Below are 14,962 nucleotides of genomic sequence, written 5' to 3'. Positions count from 1 at the left end.
CATTTTTATTTTCACATAAAAACATACTATGCCAAAACACCCAACATACGTTCTTTTATTGTAACGGAAAGGTTGTAAAAAAGAAAATAAAAAAAGCTACCAAATGGTAGCTTCTTTATTTTAGAAGTGTTTAGAAACTAATTCTACTAACGCTTCTTTCGGTTTATATCCTAACGCTTGATCAACCACTTTACCGTCTTTTAATACGAAAAGAGCTGGAATGCTCATTACTTCGAATTGACGAGCAGTTTCTTGGTTTTCATCAACGTCCACTTTTACTACTTTTACTTTCTCGCCTAACTCTGAATCGATTTCCTCTAATACAGGAGCGATCATTTTACAAGGTCCGCACCAAGGCGCCCAGAAATCTAATAGTACAACACCTTCGCTAGTTTCAGCTGCGAAGCTTTGGTCATTTGCATTTATAATTGCCATTTTATTTCCTCCTTCAAGTATATTCTACCAAGAGTATATCATTAACTTTTATACGTGGCGAATATTATGTATCGTTATGTATTGTAACAAAAAAATGTTCCTTTATACTATATAAAAATATGGATGAAATACTAAAAAGATGAGAGACAGGGGATCTCTCACCTTTTTCTATATATAGGGGTACTTCACTTGGAACTCAAGGGTACTCAAATCATGAATGTACTTTTAACTTTTTAAACTCTTCTGTTAAAAGAGGTAATACTTCAAACAGATCACCGACAATACCATAGTCAGCTACTTTGAAGATACTAGCTTCTGGATCTTTATTAATCGCAACAATTATTTTTGAATTAGACATACCAGCTAAATGCTGAATCGCACCAGAAATCCCGCATGCAATGTATAGGTCTGGTGTAACAACTTTACCTGTTTGACCAATTTGTAATGAATAATCACAGTACTCAGCATCACAAGCACCACGAGATGCTCCAACAGCGCCGCCTAGTACGTCAGCTAATTCTTTTAACGGTTTAAATCCTTCTTCACTCTTCACACCACGTCCACCAGCTATAATAACTTTCGCTTCAGAAAGATCAACACCTTCTGCAGTTTTACGGACAACATCTTGAATGATTGTACGTAAATCTTTCACATCAACTGTAATAGAAGACACGTCAGCTGTGCGAGACTCGTCTTTTTCAAGAGTTGCAATATTATTTGGACGCACTGTCGCAAATAATATACCATCTGTTACAATCTTCTTCTCAAATGCTTTACCAGAGTAAATCGGACGAGTGAAGATAACATTTCCACCTTCAACTTCTAAAGCCGTTACGTCAGAAATTAAACCAGCTTCTAATTTCGCTGCTAATTTTGGTGATAAATCTTTACCAAGTGCCGTATGTCCAAATACAATGCCTTCTGGCTTTTCTTCAGCATATACAGCTAAAAACGCTTGTGCATATCCATCAGATGTATATGATTTTAATTTATCATTTTCAACTGTCACAACGCGATCTGCACCGTAATGAATCAATTCATTTGCAAAAGAGGCAACGCTGTCTCCAACTAGAAGACCTACCACTTCACCGCCTTCTGCAATTGTTTTTGCTGCTGCTACCGCTTCAAACGAAACGTTACGTAGCGATCCATCACGAACTTCACCCATTACTAATACTTTACGAGCCATAGATTTTCCCTCCTGCATATATAATTTCGTATTTTATTAGATTACTTTCGCTTCTGTATGGAGCAACGATACAAGTTCTTTTACTTGATCTTGCAGCTCGCCTTGTAACACTTTTCCTGCATCTTTCTTAGGAGGCAAATAGATTTCAATTGTTTTTGTTTTTGCTTCCACATCATCTTCTTCTAAATCTAAATCATCTAATTCTACTTCTTCTAGTGGCTTCTTCTTCGCTTTCATAATACCTGGAAGCGATGGATAACGCGGTTCATTTAAACCTTGTTGCGCTGTTACTAGAAGAGGTAATGATGATTCAATTACTTCTGTATCCCCTTCAACATCACGCTCAATCTTCACATTTGTACCATCAATTTCAAGCTTCGTAATCGTCGTTACGTATGGGATATTTAACGCTTCAGCTACTCGTGGACCAACTTGTCCAGATGCACCGTCAATCGCAACGTTCCCGCCTAAAATTAAATCGATTTCTTTATCTTTTAAATATTCAGCAAGCACTTTTGCTGTTGTAAATTGGTCACCATTCTCAACATCATCTTCAATGTTAATTAGTACCGCTTTATCGCAGCCCATCGCTAATGCTGTGCGAAGTTCTTTTTCACTATCCTCGCCACCAACTGTTATAACAGTAACTTCTCCACCTTGTGCATCTCTTACTTGAATCGCTTCTTCAATCGCATATTCATCGTAAGGGTTGATGATGAATTCCGCTTCGCCATCGTAAATTGCACCGTTTTTAATTACGATTTTTTCTTCTGTATCAAATGTTCGTTTCATGAGTACGTAGATGTTCATTCCATTTACCCCCTTATTTTTCAGAAAGATTCTATCAATTTTAAAATTCTGTTAATTTTTATTAAAAAAATAATTAGACTACCTACCACTAAATGAAGGCTTACGCTTTTCTAAAAACGCTGCTACGCCTTCTCTTCCATCTTCACTCGTAAATACTTCACCAAAAATCTGTGATTCACGCTGTACACCTTCATAATAATGAGACGATTTTGTCGTTTGTAATAACTCTAGCACAGCACGAGTTGTTGCTGGGCTTTTTCCAGCAATCTGTTTTGCAATTTTAAGCGTATCTTCTAAAATGGATTCTTCAGAAAACACTCCGTTAACAAGTCCCCATTGTAATGCTTCTGCACCAGTAATTGGTGTACTTGTTAACATCATTTCACAAGCTTTCGCTTTACCAACATAACGTGGTAAGCGCTGTGTACCTGCAAAACCAGGAATTAATCCAAGTGTTAATTCAGGTAAACCAAGCTTTGTACTTTCAGTTACAAAGCGCATGTGGCAAGACATAGCAAACTCAAGGCCGCCACCAAGTGCCGCTCCATGAATTGCCGCAATAACTGGTTTTGAGCATTTTTCAACACGCTCAAACGTAACTTGTCCAAGCTGTGCTAACTCTGTTGCTTGCTTAGCTTCAGTAACAGATGTAAATTCTTTAATATCTGCCCCTGCTGAGAAGAAGCGTCCTTCACCATGTAAAACAACAACACGAATGTTATCATCCTTTTCCACTTGATCGATTAATTCAGTAACGTCATGCATAACTTGTGAAGACATCGCATTAGCTGGCGCATGATTTAACGTCGCCACCGCGATATGATCTTCAACTTTTACAGATAGGAATTTCAACATGATCCCTCCCATTATTGACGATAACCACAAGCTGCAATAAGTAGCCCATGTACCGTTTTTGAAAGTGCGACCAGATCATACTTATGATCGCTCATTACCCAATTGGTCACAACTTCATCTACTGTTCCAAAGATCATTTGTCTTGCCACGCGAACGTTTAAATCCGCCTGAAATTCACCTTGCTTTATACCTGTCTCTAAAATTTCATCCATAACTTGTAAGTAGCCTTTTAATACTTCATTTATTTTAAGGCGCAAGTCTTGATTGGACTGCCTTAGCTCTAATTGCGTAACGATAGCAAGAGGATCATTTTGTGACAACAGCAAGAAGTGCGTTTCTACCAACATGAATAACTTCGCTACAGCGCTTTCAATTCCTGCTATTTTTTGACGAATTGTTTCAACAAATTCTCCCATCTTCTCTTGGAATAAGGATATTAATATATCTTCTTTATTTTTAAAATATAAATAAATCGTGCCATCAGCTACCCCAGCTTGCTTTGCAATTTTAGAAACTTGCGCTTGATGGTATCCATTCTCCGCAATCACAATGACTGCAGCATCAATAATCTGATTGTATTTCGGTCTATTTTTCTTCACTTTACTGTCCCCTTCAAGAAGATGACTGAATGAATAGTCATTCATATTCTTATAATACTGACTATTTAGAAAAGTGTCAATCCTATTTTTTCAAAAAGAAAGGGCCTTAGCCCGTTTGCTCATCCTCATTCTTTCTCTTCTCTTCATCTATTAGGACACGGCGTAAAATTTTTCCGACTGTCGTCTTCGGCAACTCACTTCTAAACTCATATACCTTCGGAACTTTGTAAGCTGCTAAATATTTACGTGCAAACTGATCTAATTCTTCTTCAGAACACTCAGCGCCTTCTTTCAAAACAACAAACGCTTTTACAGTTTCCCCTCGATACGGATCAGGAACACCGATTGTTACCACTTCTTGCACTTTTTCGTGTTCATATAACACTTCTTCTACTTCACGAGGATATACGTTAAAGCCACTAGCAACGATCATATCTTTCTTACGATCTTTCACATAGAAAAAGCCATCCTCATCCATGTATCCTACATCACCTGTATGGAGCCAGCCATCTTGCAGTACAGCTGCCGTTTCTTCTGGCTTATTCCAATACCCTTTCATAATTTGTGGGCCCTTTACAACAATTTCACCAATTTCACCTGGAGGTAATGAATCTCCTGTTTCAAGTGACATGATGATTGCCTCTGTATCCGGCCACGGTACCCCAATACTTCCCGGCACACGCTTTTCCCACAAAAAATTCCCATGTGTAACTGGCGATGACTCCGTTAATCCATAACCCTCTACTAATTTACCACCTGTAACTCTCTCAAACTCCTCCTGCACTTCTACAGGAAGCGGTGCAGAACCACTAATACAAGCCTGAATTGAAGAAATATCATATTCTTTTAAAAGAGGACTATTTAATAGAGCAATATAAATGGTTGGTGCTCCTGGAAATAGTGTAACTTTATGTTTCTTAATTGCTTCAAAAACCATTTTCATATCAAACTTCGGAATAAGCACCATTTTATATCCTTGCATAATACTTAAATTCATTACAGCTGTCATCCCGTACACATGAAAAAACGGAAGAACACCAAGAATTACCTCTTCTCCTTCTTTACAATTATATAACCAATGCGCTCCCATTAAAGTGTTCGAAACGAGGTTTTTATGCGTTAACATAACCCCTTTTGGAAACCCTGTCGTTCCCCCTGTATACTGCAAAAGGGCTAGATCATTTTCAGGATCACATGAAACTTCAACATCAGCATTACTTTCTCTTTCTACCGATTTCCAAAGATGAATCGTTTCGCTTTCCGACACATTCACAACAAGATTTGCCTGCTTTTTTTGTACAAATGGATAAAGTAAATTTTTAGGGAATGGTAAAAAATCTGCAATACGGGTTACGATAATATGCTCAAGCTTTGTTGCCGTTTGAACATTAGTAACTCTCGGAAACACTAAATCCAGGCAAAGAATAACTTTTGCCCCTGAGTCATGAAGTTGGTACTCAAGCTCTCTTTCTGTATAAAGAGGATTCGTTTGTACAACAACCCCCCCCGCAAGCAAAGTACCATAATAACCAATTACAGATTGCGGACAATTCGGTAACATAATCGCAACTCTATCGCCTTTTTCAATGCCAAGCCTTTGAAGGTAATTCGCAAATTTCTTTACCTTGTCATGGAAATCTGAAAATGTAACATCTTTACCTAAAAAGTGAAGCGCTTTCTTTTCTGGATAACGAGCAGCCATTTTCTCTAAATATCCATGAAGTGGCTGAATATCATATGAAATCGTACCTGGGATTTCCTCTGGATAACTCTGCAACCAAGGTTTTTCCACTCTCATTCCTCCTTCCAATATTTGTGAAAATAAATGAATGTTCATTCATGATGGTTGTTTTCATTATATTATAGTCGTAACATCGTTACAATCATAATATTCTGACTTCTATATAACTATGCTTTACTTCCTTAACTTCTTATTATATGTAGAAACTCTCCTCATTTTAAAAGAATAAGAGAGTTCACGTTACTTAGCTTAATCTTATAATCGTTAAAACTGCACCAGGTGTAGTCGTTGATAATGTGGCAACAGCTAACAATCCAAACAACTGCAAACTAATTGCACTACCCGCTGCCAAAGTCGTAATAATTGTCGCACTAAATGAAGTCGTTGCTAATGCAGGGGAATTGATAGTTCCAGCAAGCGGTGCACCATTAATTGTAATTCGCGAACTAACTAATAATGAAGCCGTTATATTAATTGTATATGAAATATAATAATTCCCTGCATTTGCGGCCGTAAATACTGTGTTCCCCCCCGAAACTGTAATTCCTGGACCGATATTCTGATTATTTGGAAGTGGGACATTTGTCCCACCAAGAAGCACTGATATTGCCGCTCCTGATGTATTATTCGCAAATGCATACGTCGCAGTTATACTTGTACCTGTTACTCCCGTCGCTCCTGTTTCACCCGTTGCTCCTGTTACTCCTGTTGCTCCTGTTGGGCCTGTTGGACCTGTTGGACCTGTTGCTCCCGTTGCTCCCGTTGCTCCTGTTGCTCCCGTTGCTCCCGTTGCTCCTGTTACTCCCGTTGCTCCCGTTGCTCCTGTTGCTCCCGTTGCTCCCGTTGCTCCCGTTACTCCTGTTGCTCCTGTTGCTCCCGTTGCTCCCGTTGCTCCCGTTGGGCCTGTTGGGCCTGTTACTCCTGTTGCTCCCGTTGCTCCTGTTGCTCCCGTTGCTCCCGTTGGGCCTGTTACTCCCGTTACTCCCGTTACTCCCGTTACTCCCGTTGGACCTGTTGCTCCCGTTGGGCCTGTTGCTCCCGTTGCTCCCACTGCTCCCGTTGCTCCCACTGCTCCCGTTGCTCCTGTTGCTCCCGTTGCTCCTGTTGCTCCCGTTGCTCCCGTTGCTCCCGTTACTCCCGTTACTCCCGTTGGACCTGTTGCTCCTGTTGCTCCCGTTGCTCCTGTTGCTCCTGTTGCTCCTGTTGCTCCTGTTGCTCCTGTTGCTCCTGTTGCTCCTGTTGCTCCTGTTGCTCCTGTTGCTCCTGTTGCTCCTGTTGCTCCTGTTGCTCCTGTTGCTCCTGTTGCTCCTGTTGCTCCTGTTGCTCCTGTTGCTCCTGTTGCTCCTGTTGCTCCTGTTGCTCCTGTTGCTCCTGTTGCTCCTGTTGCTCCTGTTGCTCCTGTTGCTCCTGTTGCTCCTGTTGCTCCTGTTGCTCCTGTTGCTCCTGTTGCTCCTGTTGCTCCTGTTGCTCCTGTTGCTCCTGTTGCTCCTGTTGCTCCTGTTGCTCCTGTTGCTCCTGTTGCTCCTGTTGGGCCTGTTGGGCCTGTTGGACCGAGCTTAGGAATTGTCCCATCGCAACTAAAACAGCACGAATCAACATGTAAACCATTTTGATTATTACATCCACAATATCCATTTGCATTATTACTCCATAAAGACATGTTGATCCTCCTTCGTGTTCAATCTTTTAAGTAAGCCCACTAATTAAAAATATCTTTCTAATAAAAATCAGTTTTTATTTTCCTTATCAACTACCCGCTCTGGAACAAACCTTTTATAAACAAAGTTTTTTTCCTTACATTCTAATAAATATTACATGCAATACGCTCTCCTTTCGCTTGTACTTTCGCCTTCCTCATTAAAGGAATTTCAGCTCCTTCAACCTTGATACACGTATGCACTTCAATACAATATATTAAAATTTGTATAAATCGTATATCAGATACAAACAACAAAAAAAGGAGAAAAAAGAAACAAAAGCGGACAATACAAATCAAGCTATAACAATTAAACACGCTGAAGGGGAAACGAAGTTAGATAAATCAGCGAAAAAAGTTGTTGTACTTGAGTGGGGATATTCAGAAGACTTATTAGCACTTGGTGTTCAGCCAGTATGGATGGCAGACATTAAGAATTATAATACATGGGTAAATACAGAAACAAAACCGAGTAAGGATGTTGTAGATGTTGGGACACTTCAACAACCAAACTTAGAGGAAATCAGCCGTCTAAAACCAGATTTAATTATCATAACTTCATTCCGTGGTAAAGCAATTAAAAACGAATTAGAGCAAATCGCTCCTACAGTTATGTTCGATCCATCAACAAGCAATAACGATCACTTTGCAGATGCAAAAGCGAAGCTTTAATCAGTGGGGGTTTTACTGTCCGTTAATGCGGGATAAAATTAATATAAGCTTTGTAAATAAAGTATATAACAATTGAATACATGATTATATTAAACACACTTCGTTTTAAAGTTAACTGTCTCTTTAATTTCTTATCCTGTAACCTTAGTTCTATTCCGCTTGCCATTTTCAATCCACCTACTATTTGAAATAGCTCTCTGTAATCATCAGCGTTTCCTAACAATACGTATTCTCTATTATTTTTATACTTTATATACAGAAATTCACTTCCACCTTTACGGTCTAATATTGTTTTCATAGAAGCTATTTCATTTAATAAACATACCTTTAGATCAACGTCATTATAATAACGATCGACAAAAAACACGTACAATCGTTCATTTGTAACGATTAGCATATTATTAATACCGAAGTTCATTGCAAGAACGCCTACCCCTAAGCTCATCGCTGTTCCTGTCTGCCAATTTTTCACGCGAGGATTTTCAGCAAACATACTATATAAAATCTCTTCACTTCCCTGTAATCCTTCTTTTACAACCTCATGACATCGTTTCATTAAAATTTTTTTGTTACAACTTCTTTTGTACGATTTATTTTCTTTTCATCTATTTTTTCATCATTTATATCGTCATCTACAAAATCATCACTATACTGCAAATTATTTAATTCCTGAAGGAACTTTTCTTTATTCATCCCTATTCCCTCCCAACATCTTCTTCAATTTTTTTCTCCCTCTTGAAAGCCTGCTATACACCGTATCTCGTGTCATACCGAACTCAAGCGCTATTTCTTGTACACTATATTCATCTAAATACCTTTTTATAAAAATTTTCTTATCTTCTTCGTTCAATTCTTTAATCAAAATGAAAAAATTACAATCTAGCTCTTCTTTTTTAAATTAACATTTTTTCCTTCTACATATATGTCTTGCTGAAACTCTTGTAATTGATAGACCTTATTACTTTTTCGTTTATAATCAATGGCTTTAAATTTCGCAACAGATATAAGCCAATTTCTAAACTTCCCACGATTTTCATCATAACTATTAATGTTGTACCAAACGATTAATAAAATATCGTCAACACATTCATCCACTAGCACCTTACTCTGTGCCGTATCTAAAACACTATGAACCACCTTATAAATTAAATCTCCATATTGATCAATGACTGTATGTAACGCTAACATGTCTTGTTTTCGAAGACCTTCTACTATTTCTATATCCTTCACCCTTATCACCACTCTTTACTCCATTCTCTATTCATTATATATACGAATGAATAGAGCGGTTTTCTGACACTTTTACAAATATTCTCTAATTATTTTTATATTGTAGCAATGCTTAATTAAGTATCGCTTATGAAACAGGGATTATATTATCTCTCACGAATTTAATATACGAGCGAAAAACAGGAGGGATAACTATGTACCAAACTATTGAAGATTTTTTAACATCATGGACATACGAGGCTGAGTCTACTCAGAAGATGCTCGATGCATTAACCGATGAATCTTTATCACAAGAAATTGCACCTGGGCACTGGACTTTAGGGAGAGTCGCTTGGCATATCGTTACAGCACTTCCTATTATGCTATCAGGGACAGGACTTAAGTTTGAAGGAGAAACGAAAGATTATCCTGTACCAACTTCAGCAAAAACAATTGCAGATGGGTATCGCAAAGTGAATACGGCTTTTATTGAAGCACTTCAAAGTGAGTGGACTGATAAAGACTTAGCTACTATTAATAACTTCTTTGGTCGTCCTATGCCGAATTCTATATTTTTAATGACACTCATCAATCATCAAAATCACCACCGCGGACAGATGACTGTTTTAATGCGTCAAGCTGGCTTAACAGTCCCTGGCGTTTATGGTCCTGCAAAAGAAGAATGGGCTGCTACTGGAATGGAAGCTCCCCAAATGTAACGACAGAAAAAGACAAGGTGTTTATGCACCTTGTCTTTTTCTGTAACTTGTTTCATGTGAAACTATTTTCTACTAAATGGTATTTTATGAGAAAATACGTTAAGATAAATTCATATTAATTGGAGGGAACTAAATTGAATACAAAAAACAAAAAAATAACAATAAGAACTCTCTTACTAACTTCTATCATTGGAGTTATCGGTGTATCTCTTTATTTCACAAGTTATGGTACCCCTTGGGGAAAACAAACAGCAGTTACGGAATCAAAAGAATATATTACAAAATACTTTGATCTAGATGCAGAAGTCAAAAATACTTCTTACGATTCTAAAATGGATAGCTATGCAATCGCCTTTGAAACAATTGAAGATGGAGAGTTTACTATCGAATATAAAGGTTCTAATAACTTTAACATTTCTCCAGGAGTGCAAGAGTATTTAAGCAAACACTATAAATTTACAGAGTAGTAACGAAGCATACATATACAAAAAAGAGTTGGTATAACGCCAACTCTTTTTTACGTATTCTTGTCATACTGTTATATCTTCCTTCTCTATATTTTTAATTCCGTAATATGCAATCGCAACTCCAATCGCTGCAAATGTGAATTGAAGAGGAAGAAACGTCGCTATAGGAAATATGGGCGGGTTATTAATTGCGATTAATACAACGATAATAGAAGAAACGATTGTAGCTGGCACAGAACGTTTACGCATCCCGAAATATAGAGGAATTAAGCTTATTCCTGCCGTGGCAATGGCTAAAGGAATAAGATTTATCCCTTCTTGAATCAATTGATCTACTGTGAATGAATTAGGAAGAATTGAAAAATAACTATCTATCCCAAAGAAAATTCCTACTACTAAAATGTTCGATAAAATAACTGTTATAAATGTTAATGTCGCTGTAATAGCCAACTTACTAACCATCATTTTCTTTCGGTTAATTGGATAAGAAAACATGAGTAGTATTGTTTTACTTTTATATTCATCAATTATTAACTTGGCTATTAGTACGCCACCAAAAATAATAAATGTTGCTCTTACTAACGCACTAGCCATCGACAAAATTATCTGCGGATTCCTTATTTTTGGATCCCCTTCTATTTGAGCAACGATACTAACGAAGATTAGTAGTGCCAGTATAACGATATTTGCAATAACCGCTCTCTTCACATACCATCCAAGCTTAAACTTCCTCAATTCTAGCTTCATAAGACGTAGCATGATAGTCCTCCTTTCATGTAAGCCACTTAAATTAACTTAAAATTGCAATTACTATTATTTTTTTCACTATTCATACCCCAGTTCGTTGTTGTTTTAAGCTTGCTTCACGCCACATCAATCTTGTCGATTTTACGATATGAAAGATAACTAATAAAAATCCCTAATAAACAGAGCACTATTGGGATAGCGATAAAATTAAACATACTTACTTGACCGTTTCCAGAACCAAAGTTACTACTAATTAGCATCCCAATTATTACTGCAGAAGTAATTGTTGTCGGTGTCGATTTCTTTCTCATCCCAAAAAATAAAGGAATTAAACTTATACCAGATATCATAAATGCATTTATAAAAGTAGCTGGAACGATAGCTATTATTTCACCTATCGTAGCTGGCGTTTCAATCAGCCCCATCATTGGACTCACAAAATATACGAGTAAACTAATACTGAAAGTAGCGATAATCGTGCTCACAAAACAAAAACAAAAAACAATTGTTAATTTCGCCCTCATTAGCATTTTTCTTTGCAGTGGGTACATAAACAATAGTTGTATTGTTTTGTTCTTATACTCATCAATTATTAAACGTGATAAAATGACCGAACTAAAAATAATGAATGTTATCCTAATAACAGTGTTTATTAAAACCATTTGTTGCGTGAAGTCAGAGAATAGCCCATCTACCTCGTCTTTCGCTCCCAACGCCATGAGGTTTACTACGGTGAAAATTGCTATAATACAAATTGCTACACTTTTAAAATAACTAGATAATTGATGTTTCTTCCATTCAAGCTTCATTAATTTAAACATGTAAACCATGCCTCCATTCCTTATATAACTGCCTCTACGCTACTAACATTCTAATTCCAGCAGTAACTACGCTTAACATTCCTATCACTAATAAAATTAAAATCCATTTCCGCTCAGGTTTTCTATAATATAAAATCCCACTTATGAACATTACGATCAATCCACTTACTATATTCACTAACAATCCATTAAGCATGAATGCCCTCTCCATCCATTACATTTAAGAAATACTCCTCTAAAGAACTATGTTTCTTATTAATACTTTCAATTTCTACATCGTTCATAATGAGTGCTTTTGAAATGGCTTGCTGCGTCGCCTTCAATTCATACACACGAATCATGTTTCCACTCGTTATTTTGTAATTTTTTATAGCGAGTTTATCTTCTAAAATATAAGCTGCACGCTTCACATCAGGAACAGTAATTTCAATGTACTCTGTTTGTTTTCCGTTAATACTCTTCATTGAAACTTCTTTTATTAGCTTTCCATTTTGAATCATACCGATTGTATCTGCCATTAGTTCCATCTCGCCTAAAATATGACTAGAGACTAATAACGTAATACCATATTCTTTGCAAAGCATTTTAAATAAATCTCTTAATTCTTTAATACCAATTGGATCTAATCCGTTAATTGGCTCATCTAAAATGAGTAATTCTGGCTTCGTCATAATCGCCCTTGCAATACCAAGTCTTTGCTTCATCCCTAATGAAAAATCTTTTACTTTTTTATCATCTATACCGTGCAGCTTCACTAAATGTAAAGCATGATCAATTGCGTTTTTATCGTAATACCCCATATATTCACAATGTAATTCTAGGTTTTCCTTCGCCGTTAATTTATCATAAAAAATTGGATATTCGATAATTGTCCCCATGCGCTTTAACAATTCATAAGATGTATCCGTTAGCTTCTCACCAAAAATTTCAATATCACCGCTCGTCGGTTTTATTAAGTTTGTGATCATTTTCATAATCGTTGTTTTACCTGCACCATTCGGTCCTAAGAAACCATATATCTCACCTTTTTTCACATGCATGTTAACGCTAGAAATTACTTCTTTCCCTTTAAACACTTTCGTTAACTGATTCGTTTTTAATATATATGTCATGTCACTATCTCCTTTCGCACTACCTTATACTTCTATAATAGACAACGGAATTCTCTTTTTTCTTACCCGTTCCTTACAAATTCCTTACGCTGAAAAAAAGCTTGTAGAATCTACTTCTCTACAAGCTAAAACAGCATCTTTTTTAATACAACAGTAAAAATTGTTTTTTCATACGGCTTACTAGAAAGATGTATTTTTCCATCCATCGCTTCCACAAGTCTTTTCGTAATCGTTAACCCTAAACCGCTCCCTTGGTACAATCTATTTCTGGAATCTTCAAGTGTGTACATACGCTCAAACACTTTATCAATATGAGATTCATCAATTCCTTTTCCTGTATCCCATACATCTATATACACACTCGTTTCATCATCTCTTAACGTCACACCAAGTGTCTTTCCATCGTCTCCATATGTAATTGCATTGGATATTAAATTATTCAATACTCTACCTAATACTTCTACATTTCCAAGTGCAAATATATTTCTTTCTGGTATATCAATATGAACTTGAAATCCTTTCGTCGTCACTAAATCATAAAAAGATAAAATCTTCTCGCGGCAAACTTCATTCATATTTACTTTTGTCATCTCGATTGCTTTGTCACCGGATTCTAATTTTGCTAAATCAAAAAACTTATGAATCAGTTCCATCACTTCTAGTGTTTTTACATGCACCTTTTCGAGTAATATTTGCTGCTCTTCCTCATTTATCGTTTTATCCTTATTTAACATTTCGGTATATCCAAGAATAACTGTTAGTGGTGTTTTCAAATCATGTGAAATATTTGAAAGCATTTTTCTCATCGAAATTTCCACTTTCGCATGATCTGCATTCGTTTTCTGTTTTGCATCTAATAAATGATTAATCGCCACTAATAACTTTTGCAATTCTAGATCATCTGTCATAATTAATAGCTTCTCACCAGTTTGTTCTTTTACAATTCGATTTAACTTCTCATACGTGTGGCGTAAATTCCTACTACTATTTTTTCTAATTTTATATTGCACATAAATAACGATAAGCAATATAATAATCACCACTGTTAAAAATACAACCATACTACATCACTTCCAACTTATAGCCGATGCCCCATAATGTTTTAATATATTCTGGATTAGATGGATCACTTTCAATTTTCTCACGTAATCTTCTCATATGAACATTAATAACGTTATCGTCACCGTAATACTCTTCATTCCAAACTAACGTATATATTTGTGCTTTTGTAAATACACGATTTTGATTCTTTAAGAACAGTTTTAAAATCTCAAATTCTTTTAACGTAAGTTTGAGATGCTTCCCATTTTTTTCAACCGTAAAATTAATTGGATCGATTGTTAAATCACCAATCTGAATCCTCTTTTCTGTTGTTTCTGTAGCCGAATATTTCGTAGACCTCCGAATCCCCGCTTTTACACGTGCAGCCAATTCAATCATAGAAAATGGCTTACAAATGTAATCATCTGCTCCAAGTCCTAATCCAACAGCTTTATCAACATCTGTATCTTTCGCTGACATCATTAAAATCGGAACGGCACTTTTTTCTCGAATGATTCGCACAACCTCTAAGCCATCTAACTTTGGCATCATAATATCGAGGATAATCAAATCAAATGAACCTTTTAAAAATGCGTTAACTCCTTCTTCTCCATCAGATGCGATTGTAACTTGAAAACCTTCTTTTACTAAATATGTTTCAACCATCTCCTGAATTGAGATATCATCTTCAACTAATAAAATATGATGTGACATATTTCTATCCCCTTTTTTTACAAACATTAACATTTTAATTGTATCGTAACGAATGAATACTGGAAAGAATTATATGAATTTTCAAACCAACTTCCCTTCCTTCCTTAACAATGATATGATGAAATTCACTACTAT

Annotated in this window: 15 protein-coding genes and 3 pseudogenes; 3 read left to right on the top strand and 15 right to left on the bottom strand. The window is 36.5% G+C overall.

Annotated elements, in window-relative coordinates; genetic code table 11:
* Nucleotides 1–120: 120 nt before the first annotated feature.
* The 7 genes from trxA to JFU20_RS19915 all read right to left on the bottom strand — a co-directional run bounded on the left by trxA (nt 121) and on the right by JFU20_RS19915 (nt 7,289).
* The gene (trxA, locus tag JFU20_RS19945; protein ID WP_000974757.1) at nt 121–435 is read right to left on the bottom strand and encodes a thioredoxin; all 315 of its coding nucleotides are present in this window, start codon (nt 433–435) and stop codon (nt 121–123) included.
* 211 nt (nt 436–646) lie between these two features.
* A complete protein-coding gene (gene etfA, locus JFU20_RS19940; RefSeq protein ID WP_002015402.1) occupies nt 647–1,624 on the bottom strand; it encodes an electron transfer flavoprotein subunit alpha in 978 nt (325 codons plus the stop codon).
* Between the two features lie 36 nt (nt 1,625–1,660).
* Nucleotides 1,661–2,434, bottom strand: coding sequence for an electron transfer flavoprotein subunit beta (gene etfB / locus JFU20_RS19935; protein WP_002088867.1), 774 nt, complete (start codon nt 2,432–2,434; stop codon nt 1,661–1,663).
* Between the two features lie 78 nt (nt 2,435–2,512).
* Entirely contained in the window at nt 2,513–3,289 is a 777-nt protein-coding gene (locus tag JFU20_RS19930; RefSeq protein ID WP_002088868.1) for an enoyl-CoA hydratase, read from the bottom strand.
* A gap of 11 nt (nt 3,290–3,300) precedes the next feature.
* A complete protein-coding gene (locus JFU20_RS19925) occupies nt 3,301–3,888 on the bottom strand; it encodes a fatty acid metabolism transcriptional regulator FadR (RefSeq protein ID WP_012261773.1) in 588 nt (195 codons plus the stop codon).
* 106 nt (nt 3,889–3,994) lie between these two features.
* The gene (locus tag JFU20_RS19920; protein ID WP_002165019.1) at nt 3,995–5,680 is read right to left on the bottom strand and encodes a long-chain-fatty-acid--CoA ligase; all 1,686 of its coding nucleotides are present in this window, start codon (nt 5,678–5,680) and stop codon (nt 3,995–3,997) included.
* Between the two features lie 193 nt (nt 5,681–5,873).
* Nucleotides 5,874–7,289 (bottom strand): BclA C-terminal domain-containing protein, encoded by a 1,416-nt coding sequence (locus JFU20_RS19915; RefSeq protein ID WP_201038856.1) that lies wholly within the window; start codon nt 7,287–7,289, stop codon nt 5,874–5,876.
* 261 nt (nt 7,290–7,550) lie between these two features.
* Here JFU20_RS19915 and JFU20_RS19910 point away from each other — a divergent pair.
* Nucleotides 7,551–7,979 (top strand): annotated as a pseudogene (locus tag JFU20_RS19910) (ABC transporter substrate-binding protein); the annotation flags it as partial.
* 40 nt (nt 7,980–8,019) lie between these two features.
* Here the strand turns inward: JFU20_RS19910 and JFU20_RS19905 are convergent.
* Nucleotides 8,020–8,690: pseudogene (locus JFU20_RS19905) on the bottom strand (septation ring formation regulator EzrA).
* Nucleotides 8,683–9,236, bottom strand: a pseudogene (locus JFU20_RS19895) (sigma-70 family RNA polymerase sigma factor). Before JFU20_RS19895 ends, JFU20_RS19905 begins: the two co-directional pseudogenes overlap by 8 nt.
* 185 nt (nt 9,237–9,421) lie before the next feature.
* Between JFU20_RS19895 and JFU20_RS19890 the strand changes: the two are divergent.
* The gene (locus tag JFU20_RS19890; RefSeq protein WP_002015442.1) at nt 9,422–9,925 is read left to right on the top strand and encodes a DinB family protein; all 504 of its coding nucleotides are present in this window, start codon (nt 9,422–9,424) and stop codon (nt 9,923–9,925) included.
* Between the two features lie 134 nt (nt 9,926–10,059).
* The gene (locus JFU20_RS19885) at nt 10,060–10,392 is read left to right on the top strand and encodes a YfjL-like protein (RefSeq protein ID WP_002165015.1); all 333 of its coding nucleotides are present in this window, start codon (nt 10,060–10,062) and stop codon (nt 10,390–10,392) included.
* A 63-nt stretch (nt 10,393–10,455) separates the two neighbouring features.
* On the opposite strand, the gene JFU20_RS19880 is transcribed toward JFU20_RS19885, so the two are convergent.
* The 6 genes from JFU20_RS19880 to JFU20_RS19855 form a co-directional block, all read right to left on the bottom strand.
* On the bottom strand, nt 10,456–11,151 hold the full coding sequence (locus JFU20_RS19880; RefSeq protein WP_002165014.1) for an ABC transporter permease: 696 nt from the start codon (nt 11,149–11,151) through the stop codon (nt 10,456–10,458).
* Between the two features lie 104 nt (nt 11,152–11,255).
* Nucleotides 11,256–11,960 (bottom strand): ABC transporter permease, encoded by a 705-nt coding sequence (locus JFU20_RS19875; protein ID WP_002165013.1) that lies wholly within the window; start codon nt 11,958–11,960, stop codon nt 11,256–11,258.
* 34 nt (nt 11,961–11,994) lie between these two features.
* Nucleotides 11,995–12,156, bottom strand: a complete 162-nt coding sequence (locus tag JFU20_RS19870; protein WP_002143307.1) for a hypothetical protein — start codon at nt 12,154–12,156, stop codon at nt 11,995–11,997.
* The gene (locus tag JFU20_RS19865) at nt 12,149–13,072 is read right to left on the bottom strand and encodes an ABC transporter ATP-binding protein (RefSeq protein WP_201038853.1); all 924 of its coding nucleotides are present in this window, start codon (nt 13,070–13,072) and stop codon (nt 12,149–12,151) included. The genes JFU20_RS19870 and JFU20_RS19865 overlap by 8 nt, the downstream gene beginning before the upstream one ends.
* Before the next feature lie 125 nt (nt 13,073–13,197).
* The gene (locus JFU20_RS19860) at nt 13,198–14,133 is read right to left on the bottom strand and encodes a HAMP domain-containing histidine kinase (protein ID WP_002015433.1); all 936 of its coding nucleotides are present in this window, start codon (nt 14,131–14,133) and stop codon (nt 13,198–13,200) included.
* A gap of 1 nt (nt 14,134) precedes the next feature.
* Nucleotides 14,135–14,827 (bottom strand): response regulator transcription factor, encoded by a 693-nt coding sequence (locus tag JFU20_RS19855; protein ID WP_002015432.1) that lies wholly within the window; start codon nt 14,825–14,827, stop codon nt 14,135–14,137.
* Nucleotides 14,828–14,962: the final 135 nt, after the last annotated feature.

The sequence above is a fragment of the Bacillus sp. TH30 genome (genome assembly GCF_016650875.1).
In the GTDB taxonomy this organism is placed as follows: Bacteria; Bacillota; Bacilli; order Bacillales; family Bacillaceae_G; genus Bacillus_A; species Bacillus_A mycoides.
Note: the sequence above shows the minus strand (reverse complement) of the source record. Positions and strands in the feature narration are given on the sequence as shown.

Excerpts from the sequence above, each read along its gene's own strand:
- trxA (WP_000974757.1), bottom strand. The coding sequence starts at position 435 with ATGGCAATTATAAATGCAAATGACCAAAGCTTCGCAGCTGAAACTAGC.
- etfA (WP_002015402.1), bottom strand. The coding sequence starts at position 1,624 with ATGGCTCGTAAAGTATTAGTAATGGGTGAAGTTCGTGATGGATCGCTA.
- etfB (WP_002088867.1), bottom strand. The coding sequence starts at position 2,434 with ATGAACATCTACGTACTCATGAAACGAACATTTGATACAGAAGAAAAA.
- JFU20_RS19930 (WP_002088868.1), bottom strand. The coding sequence starts at position 3,289 with ATGTTGAAATTCCTATCTGTAAAAGTTGAAGATCATATCGCGGTGGCG.
- JFU20_RS19915 (WP_201038856.1), bottom strand. The coding sequence starts at position 7,289 with ATGTCTTTATGGAGTAATAATGCAAATGGATATTGTGGATGTAATAAT.
- JFU20_RS19890 (WP_002015442.1), top strand. The coding sequence starts at position 9,422 with ATGTACCAAACTATTGAAGATTTTTTAACATCATGGACATACGAGGCT.
- JFU20_RS19880 (WP_002165014.1), bottom strand. The coding sequence starts at position 11,151 with ATGCTACGTCTTATGAAGCTAGAATTGAGGAAGTTTAAGCTTGGATGG.
- JFU20_RS19875 (WP_002165013.1), bottom strand. The coding sequence starts at position 11,960 with ATGTTTAAATTAATGAAGCTTGAATGGAAGAAACATCAATTATCTAGT.
- JFU20_RS19870 (WP_002143307.1), bottom strand. The coding sequence starts at position 12,156 with ATGCTTAATGGATTGTTAGTGAATATAGTAAGTGGATTGATCGTAATG.
- JFU20_RS19865 (WP_201038853.1), bottom strand. The coding sequence starts at position 13,072 with ATGACATATATATTAAAAACGAATCAGTTAACGAAAGTGTTTAAAGGG.
- JFU20_RS19860 (WP_002015433.1), bottom strand. The coding sequence starts at position 14,133 with ATGGTTGTATTTTTAACAGTGGTGATTATTATATTGCTTATCGTTATT.
- JFU20_RS19855 (WP_002015432.1), bottom strand. The coding sequence starts at position 14,827 with ATGTCACATCATATTTTATTAGTTGAAGATGATATCTCAATTCAGGAG.